The sequence below is a fragment of the Bradyrhizobium sp. USDA 4449 genome, from assembly GCF_054056275.1.
In genome coordinates this window covers 2363665-2377745 of sequence record NZ_JBSRYD010000001.1, presented here as the reverse complement: position 1 = coordinate 2377745, position 14081 = coordinate 2363665, and the positions used below count along the sequence as shown (strand labels likewise).

Annotated in this window: 12 protein-coding genes; 2 read left to right on the top strand and 10 right to left on the bottom strand. The window is 64.6% G+C overall.

Features of this window, described 5'->3' with window-relative positions:
- Window positions 1–22: 22 nt before the first annotated feature.
- Window positions 23–1828: an allophanate hydrolase gene (gene atzF, locus ACVIIW_RS11240; protein WP_456700802.1), complete on the top strand. Its 1806-nt coding sequence runs from the start codon at window positions 23–25 to the stop codon at window positions 1826–1828.
- 3 nt (window positions 1829–1831) lie between these two features.
- Here atzF and ACVIIW_RS11235 read toward each other — a convergent pair whose 3' ends face one another.
- From ACVIIW_RS11235 to ugpB, 10 genes are all read right to left on the bottom strand, one after another.
- Entirely contained in the window at window positions 1832–2554 is a 723-nt protein-coding gene (locus ACVIIW_RS11235; protein ID WP_456700801.1) for a GntR family transcriptional regulator, read from the bottom strand.
- Window positions 2555–2558: 4 nt separating this feature from the next.
- Window positions 2559–2951 carry an oxalurate catabolism protein HpxZ gene (hpxZ, locus tag ACVIIW_RS11230; RefSeq protein ID WP_456700800.1) on the bottom strand — a complete coding sequence of 131 codons (393 nt, stop codon included), beginning with the start codon at window positions 2949–2951 and terminating at the stop codon, window positions 2559–2561.
- 1 nt (window position 2952) lies between these two features.
- Window positions 2953–4347: an AtzE family amidohydrolase gene (locus ACVIIW_RS11225; RefSeq protein WP_456700799.1), complete on the bottom strand. Its 1395-nt coding sequence runs from the start codon at window positions 4345–4347 to the stop codon at window positions 2953–2955.
- Window positions 4348–4354: 7 nt separating this feature from the next.
- Complete coding sequence (locus ACVIIW_RS11220; RefSeq protein ID WP_128930863.1) at window positions 4355–4534, bottom strand: DUF4089 domain-containing protein; 180 nt, start codon at window positions 4532–4534, stop codon at window positions 4355–4357.
- A gap of 15 nt (window positions 4535–4549) precedes the next feature.
- Window positions 4550–6319, bottom strand: coding sequence for a dipeptide ABC transporter ATP-binding protein (locus ACVIIW_RS11215; protein WP_456700798.1), 1770 nt, complete (start codon window positions 6317–6319; stop codon window positions 4550–4552).
- A gap of 88 nt (window positions 6320–6407) precedes the next feature.
- Window positions 6408–7307 carry an ABC transporter permease gene (locus ACVIIW_RS11210; protein WP_456700797.1) on the bottom strand — a complete coding sequence of 300 codons (900 nt, stop codon included), beginning with the start codon at window positions 7305–7307 and terminating at the stop codon, window positions 6408–6410.
- Window positions 7308–7447: 140 nt separating this feature from the next.
- Window positions 7448–8461: an ABC transporter permease gene (locus tag ACVIIW_RS11205; RefSeq protein WP_456700796.1), complete on the bottom strand. Its 1014-nt coding sequence runs from the start codon at window positions 8459–8461 to the stop codon at window positions 7448–7450.
- Window positions 8462–8561: 100 nt separating this feature from the next.
- Window positions 8562–10184, bottom strand: coding sequence for an ABC transporter substrate-binding protein (locus ACVIIW_RS11200; RefSeq protein ID WP_456700795.1), 1623 nt, complete (start codon window positions 10182–10184; stop codon window positions 8562–8564).
- Window positions 10185–10402: 218 nt separating this feature from the next.
- On the bottom strand, window positions 10403–11359 hold the full coding sequence (locus tag ACVIIW_RS11195) for an aminoglycoside phosphotransferase family protein (protein WP_456700794.1): 957 nt from the start codon (window positions 11357–11359) through the stop codon (window positions 10403–10405).
- Window positions 11360–11545: 186 nt separating this feature from the next.
- Entirely contained in the window at window positions 11546–12868 is a 1323-nt protein-coding gene (ugpB, locus tag ACVIIW_RS11190) for a sn-glycerol-3-phosphate ABC transporter substrate-binding protein UgpB (RefSeq protein ID WP_456700793.1), read from the bottom strand.
- Window positions 12869–13060: 192 nt separating this feature from the next.
- On the opposite strand from ugpB, the gene ACVIIW_RS11185 reads away from it, so the two are divergent.
- A complete protein-coding gene (locus tag ACVIIW_RS11185) occupies window positions 13061–14071 on the top strand; it encodes a TRAP transporter substrate-binding protein (RefSeq protein WP_456700792.1) in 1011 nt (336 codons plus the stop codon).
- Window positions 14072–14081 lie beyond the last annotated feature (10 nt).

Genomic DNA, 14081 nt, shown 5'->3' with positions numbered 1-14081 from the left:
CAGTTGCCGGAGTTTTGTCGCCATGGGGGCTGAACAGCCTGAAACGATCGCCGCGATCGTGGCCGCGCATCGCGCGGGCACCATCACGCCGGCGCAGACGATCGCGCGAACCTATCAGCGCATCCGCGACCACAATGATCCCGCTGTTTTCATCAGCCTGCGCGACGAGAAGGACGCGATCGCGGAAGCCGAAAAGCTTGCCGCCAAGGACCCCGCCAGCTTGCCGCTCTCCGGCGTGCCGGTCGCGGTGAAGGACAACATCGACGCGCTGGGATTTCCGACCACGGCGGCCTGCCCGGCGTTCTCTTACACGCCGGCGCAGGACTCGACCGCCGTAGAGCGGCTGCGGGCAGCGGGCGCGATCATCATCGGCAAGACCAATCTGGACCAGTTCGCAACCGGCCTCGTCGGCGTGCGATCGCCCTACGGCATTCCCAGGAATTCGATCCGCGAGGATCTGATTCCCGGCGGATCGAGCTCAGGCTCGGCGGTCGCGGTCGGCGCAGGGCTCGTGCCGCTGGCGCTTGGCACCGACACGGCCGGCAGCGGGCGCGTGCCGGCGATGATCAACAACATCGTCGGACTGAAGCCGAGCCTCGGCATGATCTCGACTGCTGGCCTGGTGCCGGCCTGCCGAACGCTGGACTGCATCTCGGTATTCGCGCTGACGGTGGATGACGCGGCGCTTGCGCTGTCGGTCATGGCCGGACCTGACCAGGCCGATCCGTTCTCGCGCGACCGGCCGCTTCAGGCGCTCACACGCTTTCCAGCGAATTTGCGGCTGGGCGTGCCGCGGAATGGGCAGTTGATCTTCTTCGGCGACACGAAATCGGAAGCTGCTTACGGCGAAGCCCTCAAACGCTGGACGGCTCTCGGTGCCGCGCTGGTCGAATTCGATCTCGAGCCGTTCTACGAGACGGCACGGCTGCTCTATGAGGGGCCCTGGGTTGCCGAGCGGTATCTCGTGATCAAGAATCTGCTGGCTTCGGCACCCGATGCTATTCATCCAGTGACACGAGAGATCACTGCCGCCGGCGCGCGGCTCACGGCAGCGGACACTTTCTCCGCGCTCTACCGCCTGCAGGGCCTACGCAAGATCGCCGAGCGCACGTTTGCAAACATCGACGCGCTGGTGCTGCCGACGGCGCCGACGCCCTACACGACCGCGCAGGTGCTGGCCAATCCGATCGAGCTCAACAGCCGGCTCGGCACCTACACCAATTTTGTCAATCTGCTCGACCTCTGCGGTCTCGCCGTGCCGGCCGCAATGCGTGCGGACGGCATTCCGTTCGGGATCACGCTGCTCGCGCCGGCCGGATGCGATGCGCTGCTTGCGAGCATCGGCCGCGTGTTCCATGCGGATACGAAGCTGACGGTTGGCGCGAAGGGCGCGGCGCAAGCGCCGCTCGCCCCTTTGCCGGGTGGTAGCGACGACGGGATTCCGATTGCGGTGGTCGGCGCGCATCTCTCCGGCATGGCGCTCAACGGCGAACTGAAGGCGCTGAATGCAAAGCTTGTCGAGGCGTCGGAGACTGCGCCGGACTACAAGCTCTACGCACTCGAGACCACGCCGCCGAAGCCCGGCATGCTGCGCGTCGGGGCTGGAAAAGGCGCATCGATCGAGCTGGAGATCTGGTCGCTGTCACCGTCCGCGTTCGGCAAGTTCGTCAACGCGATTCCCGCGCCGATGGCGATCGGTACGATCAGGCTGGCGGATGGCCGCACCGTCAAGGGGTTTCTCGTCGAGCCGGAGGTATTGGGCGAGGCGCGGGATATCACCGCGTTTGGGGGATGGCGGAAGTTCATGGCGGAGGCCGCGACGGCGTAGAGCCTACACCGACACTGCGTAAATCTCGTACTCCCCGCGCACGAGTTCGATATGGGCGCGCATCGCGGCGGCGGCGCCCTGCTTGTCGCCACGCATGATGGCGACGACGACACGGTCGTGCTCGGCTTGAGATTTTGCCAATCGGCCGAGATTGCGGAACTGGGCGCGGCGGAACGGCTGCACCCGAACTCGCGTTGCCAGCGTGATCTCGGCGATATAGCCGTTCTGCGATCCGGCATAGATCGCGTTGTGGAAACGCTCGTTGACCTCGTGAAAGCGATCGGGATTGCCGGCGTAGCTGAGAACGCGCAGCTCTTCGTGGATGGCCTCCAGGCCGTGACGCTCGGCGGCCGACATGCGCTCGGCGGCGAGGCCGGCACACAGTGCCTCCAGCTCGGCCATCGCGTCGAACATGCTCGTCAGCCGCTCGATCGAGGGTTGCGCGACGACCGCGCCGCGATGCGGCCGCGCCTCGACCAGGCCGCTTGCGACCAGCTGACGCAAGGCTTCGCGCACCGGCGTGCGCGAGACGCTGAAGCGTCGCGCGATGTCGGTTTCGTCCAGCGGCGCGCCCGGTGCCAAGGTTCCGCGCACGATCTCGTCGGCAAGCTGGAGGCGGATTTCCTCGGCGCGCGTGACCTTCAGCACCGATGGCGAGGCCCGGTCGACCCGCGGCACCACCGGTTCGGCCGGCAGTATCCCGGGCGGAAAATCGTCAAGCGTCATACGGTCAGGTCTCTTTCGACTCGTCGATGATGCTGACATGGGCAGCGACGACGCGCCAGCCCTCAGGGAAACGAATCCAGGTCTGCATCTGCCGCCCGACCTTGCCGGGAGCCGTGTCGCGATAGAACAGGGTGGAGGCGACCGCCGTGTCGCGGCCATAGCTCGAGATCACCGTCTTGGCGGTGCGACGGTTGAGACCAACCGGCGAGCGGCCGGCGCGGAAGCCGGAGATCGCCTCATAGCCGTAGAGGTTCTCGCCGATGCCGTAGCGCAGCGTACGAGGATCATTGCGGAAGAGTTCGCCGAGCACGACAACGTCGTTGCTGACGAGGGCCTGCTCATAGCGCTCGAATGCGGCTTTGACTTCCGCGATCACGTCGGGGAGATCGATCTCCATCTCAAATTCCTCTTGGGTCGGGCGCTGCGACGACACCCATCTTCTCCAATGCGTACGCGACGCGGAGCGCAATGTCCTCGCGCCAGGGCGCACAGATGATCTGCACGCCGATCGGCAATGGCTCGAGCGGCACCGGCACCGCAACCACGGGCAGGCCGATGAACGAGATCGGCTGGGTATGGATGCCGATATTGGCGCGCACTGGCAGTTCGACGCCGTCCAGATTGAAATTGACCTGACCAAGCTTCGGCGCGGTGCAGGGTGTGGCCGGTGCGATCAGCACGTCGACGGATCTGAAAATCTCCGCGAATTGCGCGCGATACCAGCGACGGAATTTTTGCGCGCGATCGACCAGCGGCGCAGGCACCATCGCGCCGGCGATCAGGCGGTCACGCACGGCCGGATCGAAATCGTTGGGACGCTTGCGCAGGCGATCGAGATGCAGCGAGGCGCCCTCGGTGGTGGTGATGACATAGGCCGCGGCCCGGGCACGCGCGGCTTCGGGCACGTTCACGACCTCTGTCGCGCCAAGCGCTTTGGCAACGCGGCTGACCGCTTCGACGGCTTCCGGAAATACATTCTTCTGGAAGTATCCGCCGGCGATTGCGATGCGTAAATCCGAGATCGGATTGGCAAGCAGCGGCAATGTCGGCTCCAAACCACGCGTGGTGCAGGCGTCATCGTCCGCATCCGGGCCCTGCATCGCATCATAGGCAAGCGCGAGATCGGTGACATCGCGTGCGAACGGGCCGAGATGATCGAGGCTCGCCACGAACGGGAACGAGCGCGCCCGCGACAGGCGGCCATAAGTCGGCTTCAGGCCAAAGATGCCGCAGAAAGACGACGGCACGCGGATCGAGCCATTGGTGTCCGAACCGAGCGCGATCGGCACCAGCGCGCCGCCGACCGCGCTACCCGAACCGCCGGAGGAGCCGCCGCTCATCCGCGTGGTGTCATGCGGATTGCGCGAGGGACCGTCGTGGATGTTCTCGCCGGTGAAGTCATAGGCATATTCGCCCATGTTGAGCGCGCCGACGAGAACGGCGCCGGCGGCTTCCATGCGCTCGATCAGCGCGGCATCGCGTGTCGCCGGCGCGAGGTCGCGGTTGATCTTCGAGCCGGCTCGCGTGGGCAGGCCCGCGACGTCGAACAGATTCTTCACGGCGAAGGGAACGCCGGCGAGCGGGCCGACTGTCTTGCCGGCCGCAATGTCGGCGTCGATGGCGCGTGCTTTCGCACGGGCGCGATCGGCGGTGACGTCGGTGAAGGAGTTGAGGGTAGTGTCGTGCTGCTTGATGCGCGCAAGAGCGGCTTCAGTGGCGTCGAGCGCGGTCATCTTGCCGCCGGCGACCGAACTTGCGATTCCCGCGGCCGTCATCTGTGGATTGGTGGTCATGGCAGCATCAGGCCGTGAAGATAGGCGCGGGCTCGGTCTCGTCCGGCAGCGCGAATTCGTCGACCAGGCGACCAAGCCGCAGCGACACTTCGAGATTGGCACGCACAGCGGGCCGCCAGGCCTCTTCCACCGGCAGCGCCAGCGCTTTCGATACGGCGTCGATATAGTCGTCCAGCGGCTCGGCCATCACGCTCCCAAACAATCAGTGCACCGGCAACGGCGGATGCGGGATCGCCGTCAGCAGCTCCTTGGTGTAGTCATCCTGCGGATCGCTCAAGACCTTCTCGGAAGCGCCTTGCTCGACGATCCGCCCCGCCCGCATCACAATGACACGATCGCACAACAAGCGCACTACATTCAAATCATGAGAGACGAACAGATAGCTCATACCTAGCCGCGGCTTGAGATCCTGAAGCAGGTTCAGGACAACCGCCTGCACCGAGACGTCCAGGGCCGCGGTCGGCTCGTCCAGGATGACCAGCTTGGGATGCAGCGCGATCGCGCGGGCGATGCCGACGCGGGCCTTCTGGCCGCCGGAGAGCTGGTGTGGGAAGCGATCCAGCAGATCGTGCGGCAGGCCGACCATGGTCGCAAGCTCCTCGCAGCGAGCACGAAGCGCATCGCGGCCCCTGCTGTCGCCGAGTTGCATGATGGGGTCCGCGATGGCGCGCGCCGCGGTGAAGCGCGGGTTGAGGCTGTCGGTCGGATCCTGGAACACCATCTGGATGCGGCTGCGCTGCGGCAGCCGGGCAAAGGCTGATGGCGCGATGCCGGAGATGTCCTCACCGTCGAACTGGATCAGGCCCGAGGTCTGGTCGAGCAGCCGCATCACCATCATCGACGTGGTCGATTTGCCGCAGCCGGATTCGCCGACCAGGCCGACGCTCTCGCCGGCGCGCATCGAGAAGCTGATCCCGTCGACCGCGCGGAACATGTCGGGCTCGAGGCGCGGCTTGCGGCCGAACAGCTTTCCGAGCGTCGCGGTGGCGCCCTGGCGGGGATATTCCTTGACGAGCTTTTCGATGAGCAGGAGGGGCTTGAGAGTCTCGTCACCCCCGGGCTTGACCCGGGGGTCCATCGATCGAGATGAGTCTTGCGAAGCGTGATGGATGGCCGGGTCGAGCCCGGGCATGACAGTCGCGCCCTCTTCCTCGGGCAGCAGATCCCGCAAGCTCACGCCGAGCCGCGGCGTCGCGCGCATCAGCTTCCTGGTGTAGGGGTGCTGCGGGCTCGCGAAGATGTCGGCGGCCTTGGCAGTCTCGACGACTCGGCCCTTCTCCATGACGACCACGCGGTCGCAATAGGCGGCGGCGAGGCCGAGATCGTGGGTGATCAGGATGGTCGACATCGCGCGGCGCTTTGTGAGCTCGACGATCAAATCCATCACCGCCTTCTGCGTCGTCACGTCGAGACCCGTCGTCGGCTCGTCCGCGATCAAGAGCTGCGGATTGCAGGCGAGTGCGAGCGCGATGACGACGCGCTGGCACATGCCGCCTGACAGCTCGAACGGATAAGCGTGATAGCGCTCGCGCGGCCGGGCGATCTTGACCTGCTCCAGCGCCTCGATCGCCTTTTCGCCGTGGTCCGAAACCATCGCCTGCTGCACATGGGTGCGCAGCACATCCTCGATCTGATCGCCGACCTTGCGGATCGGGTTCAACGCGGCACGCGGGTTCTGGAAGATCATCGAGACTTCGCGGCCGCGCAAATCGCGCATCTGGCCTTCGCTCGCCGCCTTGACGTCGATGCCCGAGAACATCACCGAGCCCTCGGCGATCCGCCCCGCGCGGTCGAGGATGCGCATCACCGCATAGGACGTCACCGACTTGCCGGAGCCTGATTCGCCGACGATCGCGAGCGTCTCGCCCTTGGCGACGGAGATGTTGACGTGCTGCACGGCCTTGACGATGCCGCGGCGGGTGGTGAATTCGACGGTGAGATCCTGGACGTCGAGCAGCGGTTGGGCGGTCATGGACGGCTCACGTTGCTCAAGATATCGAAAACAACCCCATGCACCGTAGAACGAAGGTTGGAATCATTGGAGAATTTCTGCCAGACCATCATGTCCTCCGCTGGGGGTCGACGATGTCGCGCAGGCCGTCGCCGAGGAGGTTGAAGCAGAACACGGCGGTCATCAGCGCAAGGCCGGGGAACAGCGCGATCCACCACTCGCCTGACACCATGAAGCCCGCGCCTTCCGCGACCATGATGCCCCATTCGGCGGTCGGCGGGCGAACACCGAGGCCGATGAAGGAGAGACCCGCGGCGTTGAGGATGGCATAGCCCATGGTCAGCGACATCTGCACGATCATGATCGGCATGATGTTCGGCAGGATGTGCACCAGAAGAACTCGGAACTCGCCGTTGCCGGAGAGGCGCGCCGCCTGCACGAAACCGGCATTGCGACGGACGTTCGCCTCCGCGCGGGCGACGCGGGCATAGAGCGGGAAGTTCACGATGGCGGTCGCGAGGATGATGTTCTGAACCGTGTTGCCGAGCGCCGCAACGATGCCCATGGCCAGCACGAACAGCGGGAAGGCCATGATGGTATCGGCGATGCGGCCGACGATGCGGTCGGTCCAGCCGCCGAAATAGCCGGCCGCGATGCCGGCGAGCCCGCCCATCAAAAACACCAGCACGACCGAAGCGACTGCAATGAACGTATCGAGCCGCGTCGCCACCACGACACGGCTGAAAATGTCCCGGCCAAGCTGGTCGGTGCCGAACCAGTGCGCGGCCGATGGCGGTTTCAGCGCCGCGGCGGTGTCGGAGGCCAGCGGATCGTAGGGCACCACCGAGGGGCCGAAGATCGCGGCGATCAGGATCAGGATCAGCAGAGCGAAAGCGAAGCCCGTGACCTTGTTCTCGCTCAGCACGTAGCGGGTCTGTTCGAGGACGGCACCAAGCCCCGAGGTCCGCGCAGGGCCGACGGGTTCGACAGCAGGCGCAACGGAGCTCATTGTTTCACTCCTGGAGCATCATGACTTTGGGTAGCGAGCCGGGAGTTGGCTTCACCTCTCCCGTCTCGCCAACCCTCCCCCGCAAGCGGGGGAGGGAGCGCACCGCTCGCGTGACTCGCATCGACCGCGATCATGATGCGCTAACCCTCCAGCCGCACGCGCGGATCGATCACGCCGTACAAGATGTCGATCACGAGATTGAGCAGCACGTACATGACCGCCATGGTGAGGACGAAACCCTGGACCGGCGCGAAGTCCGACGAGATCAGCGCTTCCACCGCGTAGGAGCCGATGCCGGGCCAGGCGAACACCTTTTCCACCAGCACGTTGGCGCCAAGCAGGAACGAGAACACCATGCTGAGCGTGGTGACGACGGGAAGCATCGCATTGCGGAAGGCATAGGTGACGATGACTGTCGACGGTGCCAGGCCGCTGGCGCGCGCGGTGCGAACGAATTCGGATGCGAGCACCGCGAGCATGGAGGCGCGCGTCATGCGCGCGATCGGCGCCAGCGAGAAGATCGCGAGCGTCGTCGCAGGGAGGATGAGCTGGCCCAGCGCCGAGCGAAACGCCTCGAAGTCGCGGGCGATCAGGGTGTCGACCAGATAGAAGCCGGTGACAGCCGGCGGTGCGCTGTAGAACACGTCCAAGCGGCCGAGGGGTGCCGGCGACCAGCCGAGCCGGAAGTAGAAGACATAGACCAGCACGAGACCGGTGAAGAACACCGGCAGCGAGACGCCCGCTGTCGTCGTCACCCGGCAGAGATGGTCGATCCACGATCCCGGCCGTGTTGCGGCCAATACGCCGAGCGGAATGGCGATCGCGACGGAGACGATCAGGCCCAGCAGCGTCAGCTCGGCGGAGGCCGGCAGGCGGTTGCGAATTTCGGCTGCGACCGGCTGCCCCGTCGTCAGCGAGTTGCCGAAATCGCCATGGGCGAGATCGTTGGTGTAGCGGAAGAACTGCTCGATCAACGGCTTGTCGAGGCCGAGCTTTTTGCGAATCTGCTCGACGGCTTCCTTGGTCGCTGCGGGACCGGCAAAATAAGCGGCGGGATCACCCGGCAACGCGCGCGTCAGCAGGAAGGTGACGATGACGACGCCGATCAGCGAGGGAATCGCAAACATCAGGCGCTTGCCGATCATGGTGAGCATGGGGCTCGCTCCGCTCGTGCGAATGGTGAATAGCGAGTGGCGAATGGCTTACTCATGGCCGACAATCCGCATTCGCTACCCCCTATTCGCTAGTCGCCACTCACCCCTTCGCCATCGCGCGATAGTCCAGTCTGCGGTGAAACCAGTACTGGTAGCCGCTGATGTTCTTCTGCATCGCGACGTTGACGAAGGGCTGGTACAGCGGGATGCGCGGGATGTCGGTGTAGGCGAGGTCAACGAAACCCTTGACGTCGGCACCGTAGGCGGCTGTGTCGCCGCTGGCGGCAGCGGTGCGCGCGCCGTCGATCAGCCTGTCCATCTCCGCCGACTTGTAGCTCATGGTGTTGAAGACGGAATTGTTGCCGTGATAGCACCAGTAGAAGAAGTATTCGGGGTAATCGAGCCAGCCCGAGAACACGTTGGTGAAGAGCGGCATCTCCTTCTTGTTGAGCTCAGTACGCCAGTTGGCGCCCGGCACCTTGTTGATGATGGTCTTGATGCCGATCTGGGCGAGGCTCTCCTGCACCAGCACGCAGAGCGGCTCGTTGACACCGGCGAAATTCAGGTCGAACGAGATCGTGGTCTCGAAGCCGCCGGCGAGGCCTGCTTCCGCCATCAGCGCCTTCGCCTTCTCGATGTCGGTGTTGTATTTGTGCGGCTGCGGCCAGGCGACTTCGGTCGGCTTGTCCTTCGCGGCACCGAACATCGGATTCGCCAGCCCGAACATCACGGCGTCCATGATCTTCTGGTAGGGCAGCGCATAGGCGACGGCCTGACGGACCTTGGGATTGTCGAACGGCGGCCTGGTGACGTTCATGCCGATATATTGGATGCCGTTGGAGAACGGCAGCGACACCACGTTGAGCTTGCCGTTGGCCTTCATCTCCTGAAAATCCTTGTTCGGAAGTTCGTAGGAAATGTCGGCGTCGCCGCGCTCCAGGAGCGCGCGGCGGTTGCCGGCCTGGGGCACCATGCGCCAGATCACGCGCTTGATCTTCGGCAGCGGACCGCACACCCAGTCGTCGTTGCGCTCCATGATCACTTCGGTGCCGGCGGTCCACTTCGTCACCTTGTAGGCGCCGGAGCCCGCGGTCTGCTGCTTGGTGAACTCCAGACCCCAGGGGTCCTTCTCGCTTGAATTCTTCTTCACCAGCTCGGAGTTGACGATGCAGGGCACGATCACGGCGAGATCGGGGACCGTCAGCCTGTCCTTCTTCAGGAAGTCGACCCGCACGGTATAGTCGTCGATCACGACGAACTGCTCGGGCTTGGTCAGCGATCCCGCGCTCATCTGGAAGGTCGGGAAGCCGCCGACGCTGACCGCGCGGTCGAGCGACCATTTCACGTCCTTGGCCGTCACCGGCGCGCCATCGTGGAATTTCGCATTCTTGCGCAGCTTGAACGTGACCGACATGTCGTCGATCCTGAAGTCTTCGGCCAATTCGCCCTTGAACTTGTCGCGGTCGTAATAGGGCACGCCGCCGGGACCGGTCTTCATCTCATGGCTGATCAGCCGGTCGTAGCAATTCCAGGACACCTCGTAGCCCGGAACGTTGGTGCCGACGCCGTGGATGTCGAGATTGTTGGGGCCGCCCTCCGACACGATCAGCAGCGTCTCCGAGCGCGCATCGGCATGGGCCGGGGAGATGATGTGGGGGGCGGCCGGTAGCGCCGCGCCGACGGCCAATCCGGACACGGATTTCAGGAAATCGCGGCGCTGCATGAGCCTGCTCCAACGCGGATGCTTCTGGTTGGAACAGGACTCGCAAGGTTCGTGCCAAGGGTTAGCGAGGGATTAATACCTTGATATCACGCGTTTATATCCGAGACCGGCGGATGCATCGTCAGCGCTCGAGCTGCGCACATTGCATACAAAGATACGTATTTGCTCAAATAGTAGGCCAATCTCGATTTGGCCTATTTGGGAGGCGCAGCACGCCATCACGCCCAGATCAGCTCCTGAAGCTCGATCAGATCGTTCGCCTGCGCCTGCCAGCCCTCGATGCAGATGTGGCTGTTGAGGTCGCTGGCCTGGTGCAGCAGCATCAGAGCCATCAGGCGCCGCTTCAGCGCGAAATCGGGATTGGGATAGCCGAAGCCTTCGAGCAGGCTGCGCACCCTGCCCGGCCGGCCCGCCGCCATGAAGGCGCTGGGGCCGAGCAGATCGTAATCGCGCCAGCCGGCCCGGACGTCGCCGAAGTCGAACAGGCCGGCAAGCGACCAGTTGCCGCCATCGCAGGCGAGCAGAAAATTCTCGGGAATGTATTCGCCGATCAGGATCACCGGCGGGTCGTCCATCGGGATCAACGTCGCGGCGTCGCGCAGGAGATCGTCGAGGCCTTCAAGGAATTTCGGCGCGAGGCCAAGACGCCTGTGCCGCGCCCTGCATCCCTGCATCTGCGCGCGCATGAACGCATCCCAGCGCGGCTCGATCTCGGCGATCGGGCCGAGCGGCACGCGCTGCACGGCGGCGATGGTCTCGCCGATCTGGCGCAGCACGCGCTCCTTCTGCGCCTCCGGCAATGAGGGCCAGGCCTCCGAGCCGAGCGTGCCTGCCAACCGCGTGATGATCAGATAGGGCCAGCCGTCGCGCTCACCGTCTGCGACGATCTCGGGGATCGGCAAATGAAGCCGGCCCGCGAGCTGCGTCAGCGAGCCGCGCTCGGCGACGAATTGCGCGCGCAATAGCGGCGGGAAGATCTTCAGGATCAGTTTGTCGTTGAGTCCGACCACGAGATTGGTGCCGGTCGAGAATAAGTGCGGCGCGCTGGTATCGAGGCCGTGGCTACGAGCGATGTCGAGGGCGATCGGCAACCATTGCTGGGGGCTGGAGCGCCAGGTGCGAAAGGCCAGCGTGTCGGCGAAGGCCGGCAACTTTTGCGATGGCGCGATGGTCATCGGTGCAAACCAAGCAGACGGTGCACTTCTCCCGCTTGCGGGAGAGGTCGCGCCGAAGGCGCGGGTGAGGGCTCTTTCCACTGGGGGGTTCTCGCAACCGGAGAGACGCCCACCCCAGCCCTCCCCCGCAAGCGGGAGAGGGGGCGCACCTTATCTGCGGCGACGGAGGGGCCCAATCTGAAATTCCTACTGCTCCGGGCTGGCGCGCTCGAACTGGCGCAGCAGCTTGTTGCCGCGTTCGACCGCGGCATCGAGGGCGGCCTGCGCGCTCTTCTGGCCGGAGAAGGCCTGCTCCAGCTCCTCTTCGATCGTGCCGCGGATCAGGTTGAAGGAGCCGAGCCGGATGCCCTTCGAATTCTCCGTCGGCGGATGCAGCGTGATCTCCTCGAACGAGATCGCCGAGCCCGGATTACGCTCGTAGAAGCCCTGTGCGCGGGTCACCTCGAAGGCGGCGCGGGTGATCGGCAAATAGCCGGTGTTCTGATGCCAGGCGGCCTGCACGCCGGGCTGCGACAGATACGCGAAGAATCGCGCCACGCCCTTGTATTCGTCGCGCGGCCGGTCGCGCAGCACCCACAGCGTGGCGCCGCCGATGATGGAGTTCTGCGGCGCGCCCTTCACGTCGGGCCAATACGGCGTCATGCCGTAGCCGATCTCGAATTTCGAATTCGCCTTGATATCGGCGCGCGTCGCCGAGGATCCGATGAAGATGCCGCATTCGCCGTTCTGGAAGCGCGGCTCGGCGGCCTGGCCGCGGCCGCCATAGTCGAACAGCTTTGTCTTCTGCCATTCGGCGAGCTGGGCAATGTGCTTGACCACGGCCGGATTGTTGATGGTCAGCTCGGCATCAAGGCCCGCAAAGCCGTTGGCCCGGGTCGCAAGCGGCAGATTGTGAAACGCCGAAAAATTCTCGACGTGAATCCACGACGGCCACGACGTGGTGAACCCGCAGACAGCGCCGTGCTCGCGCAGGCGCCTTGCAACGGCGCCGAGTTCGGGCCAGGTTTTCGGCGGCGTCTCCGCATCGAGCCCGGCATCGCGAAACATGGTCTTGTTGTAATAGAGGATCGGCGTCGACGAGTTGAACGGCAAGGACAACAGATTGCCCGAAGCATCGCTGTAGTAGCCGGAGACCGCCGGAAGGTAATCCTCGATCGAGAACGGCTCGCCCATGTCCCGCATCATGCTGTACACCGGGTAGATCGCCCCCTTGGCGGCGGTCATCGTCGCGGTGGCGACCTCGTTGACCTGGACGATCGCGGGCTGGCTGCGCGAGCGGAAGGCGAAGATCGCGGCCGTCACCGTCTCGGTGTAATTGCCCTTGTAAGCAGGCACGACGCGATAATCCGACTGCGAGGCATTGAAGTCGGAGGCGAGCTTCTCGACCTGCTTGCCGAGCTCGCCCGACATCGCATGCCACCAGGCGATATCGGTTTTGGCGCGCGCCTCGCAGCTCCATGCGAGGGCCATGATGGCGGCGACCTGCGATAGACGCAATGCTGAAGTCACGATGGCTTTTCCCGGATCAAGCAGCAAAAGGCGACCAAACCCTGCTTAAGGCGCGGCACAGGCCGTTTCAACCGGGAAGAAGAGCCCGTCGCGCTGCACAATAGCCCGGCGGGATGGCCTTCTCTTTACCATCTGCTAGATTGCATTGAACCATTCGGTCTCGCCATAGACTCCATCTCCGAGGGGTTGAGTGTGCCAGTGTTAAACCGTGCCGAACCCACACGGACCGGGGTGATCTTCGTCGCATTTCTGCTCGCCACGTTCGCGATGGACGTGTGCGCGACGGATGCTGCTGCGCGCGAATTCCGCGCCGCCGACACCCAGACCGAGGATTACCCGACCGTCCAGGCTCTACGCTACATGAGCGTCCTGATCTCCGAGCGCACCGGCGGCCGGCACGAGATCAAGGTGTTTCACTCCCGCCAGCTCGGCGAGGAGAAGGAGACCATCGAGCAGACCCGCGCCGGTGCGATCGATCTCAACCGTACCAACGTGGCGCTGATCGGCAATTTCGTCCCGGCGATGAACGTGCTCGCCATGCCGTTCCTGTTCCGGTCCATCGAGCACATGCAGAAGGTGCTGGATGGTCCGATCGGCAGGGAGATCCTCGACAGCTTCGAACCTTATGGCTTCGTCGGGCTCGCCTTTTACGATTCCGGGGCACGCTCGATCTACAACAGCGTCCGTCCGGTCAAGAGCATCGCCGATCTCAAGGGATTGCGGATCCGGGTGCAGCAATCGGAGTTGATGAGCCAGATGATCCGCTCGCTCGGCGCCGAGCCGGTCGAATTGCCCTACGGCCAGGTGCTGACGGGGCTCGCGACCCATCTGATCGACGGCGCCGAAAACAACTGGCCGTCCTTCGTGACCACGGACCATTACAAATATGCCGGCTACTACACCCTCACCGAGCATACGATGAGCCCGGAGGTGCTGGTGATCTCGCTCAAGGCCTGGCGCAGCCTGTCGGCCGAAGACCAGACGATTTTCAGGGAGGCCGCGGCGCGCTCGAGCCTGTTCATGCGCGAGAAATGGCGCGACCTCGAGGAGCGATCGCAGCGCAGGGCCGAGGCCGCCGGCATCACCGTGATCAAGACGATCGACCGCAAGCCGTTCGAGGACGCGATGGCGCCCGTATACGCCAAGGCCGCGCAGGACCCCGCCACGGCCGCGCTGCTCGAACGCATTCGCAAGGTGGAGTGAGGCCGCTTGA

Excerpts from the sequence above, each read along its gene's own strand:
- ACVIIW_RS11205 (WP_456700796.1), bottom strand. The coding sequence starts at position 8,461 with ATGCTCACCATGATCGGCAAGCGCCTGATGTTTGCGATTCCCTCGCTG.
- ACVIIW_RS11215 (WP_456700798.1), bottom strand. The coding sequence starts at position 6,319 with ATGACCGCCCAACCGCTGCTCGACGTCCAGGATCTCACCGTCGAATTC.
- ACVIIW_RS11210 (WP_456700797.1), bottom strand. The coding sequence starts at position 7,307 with ATGAGCTCCGTTGCGCCTGCTGTCGAACCCGTCGGCCCTGCGCGGACC.
- atzF (WP_456700802.1), top strand. The coding sequence starts at position 23 with ATGGGGGCTGAACAGCCTGAAACGATCGCCGCGATCGTGGCCGCGCAT.
- ACVIIW_RS11225 (WP_456700799.1), bottom strand. The coding sequence starts at position 4,347 with ATGACCACCAATCCACAGATGACGGCCGCGGGAATCGCAAGTTCGGTC.
- ACVIIW_RS11195 (WP_456700794.1), bottom strand. The coding sequence starts at position 11,359 with ATGACCATCGCGCCATCGCAAAAGTTGCCGGCCTTCGCCGACACGCTG.
- ACVIIW_RS11235 (WP_456700801.1), bottom strand. The coding sequence starts at position 2,554 with ATGACGCTTGACGATTTTCCGCCCGGGATACTGCCGGCCGAACCGGTG.
- ACVIIW_RS11220 (WP_128930863.1), bottom strand. The coding sequence starts at position 4,534 with ATGGCCGAGCCGCTGGACGACTATATCGACGCCGTATCGAAAGCGCTG.
- hpxZ (WP_456700800.1), bottom strand. The coding sequence starts at position 2,951 with ATGGAGATCGATCTCCCCGACGTGATCGCGGAAGTCAAAGCCGCATTC.
- ACVIIW_RS11200 (WP_456700795.1), bottom strand. The coding sequence starts at position 10,184 with ATGCAGCGCCGCGATTTCCTGAAATCCGTGTCCGGATTGGCCGTCGGC.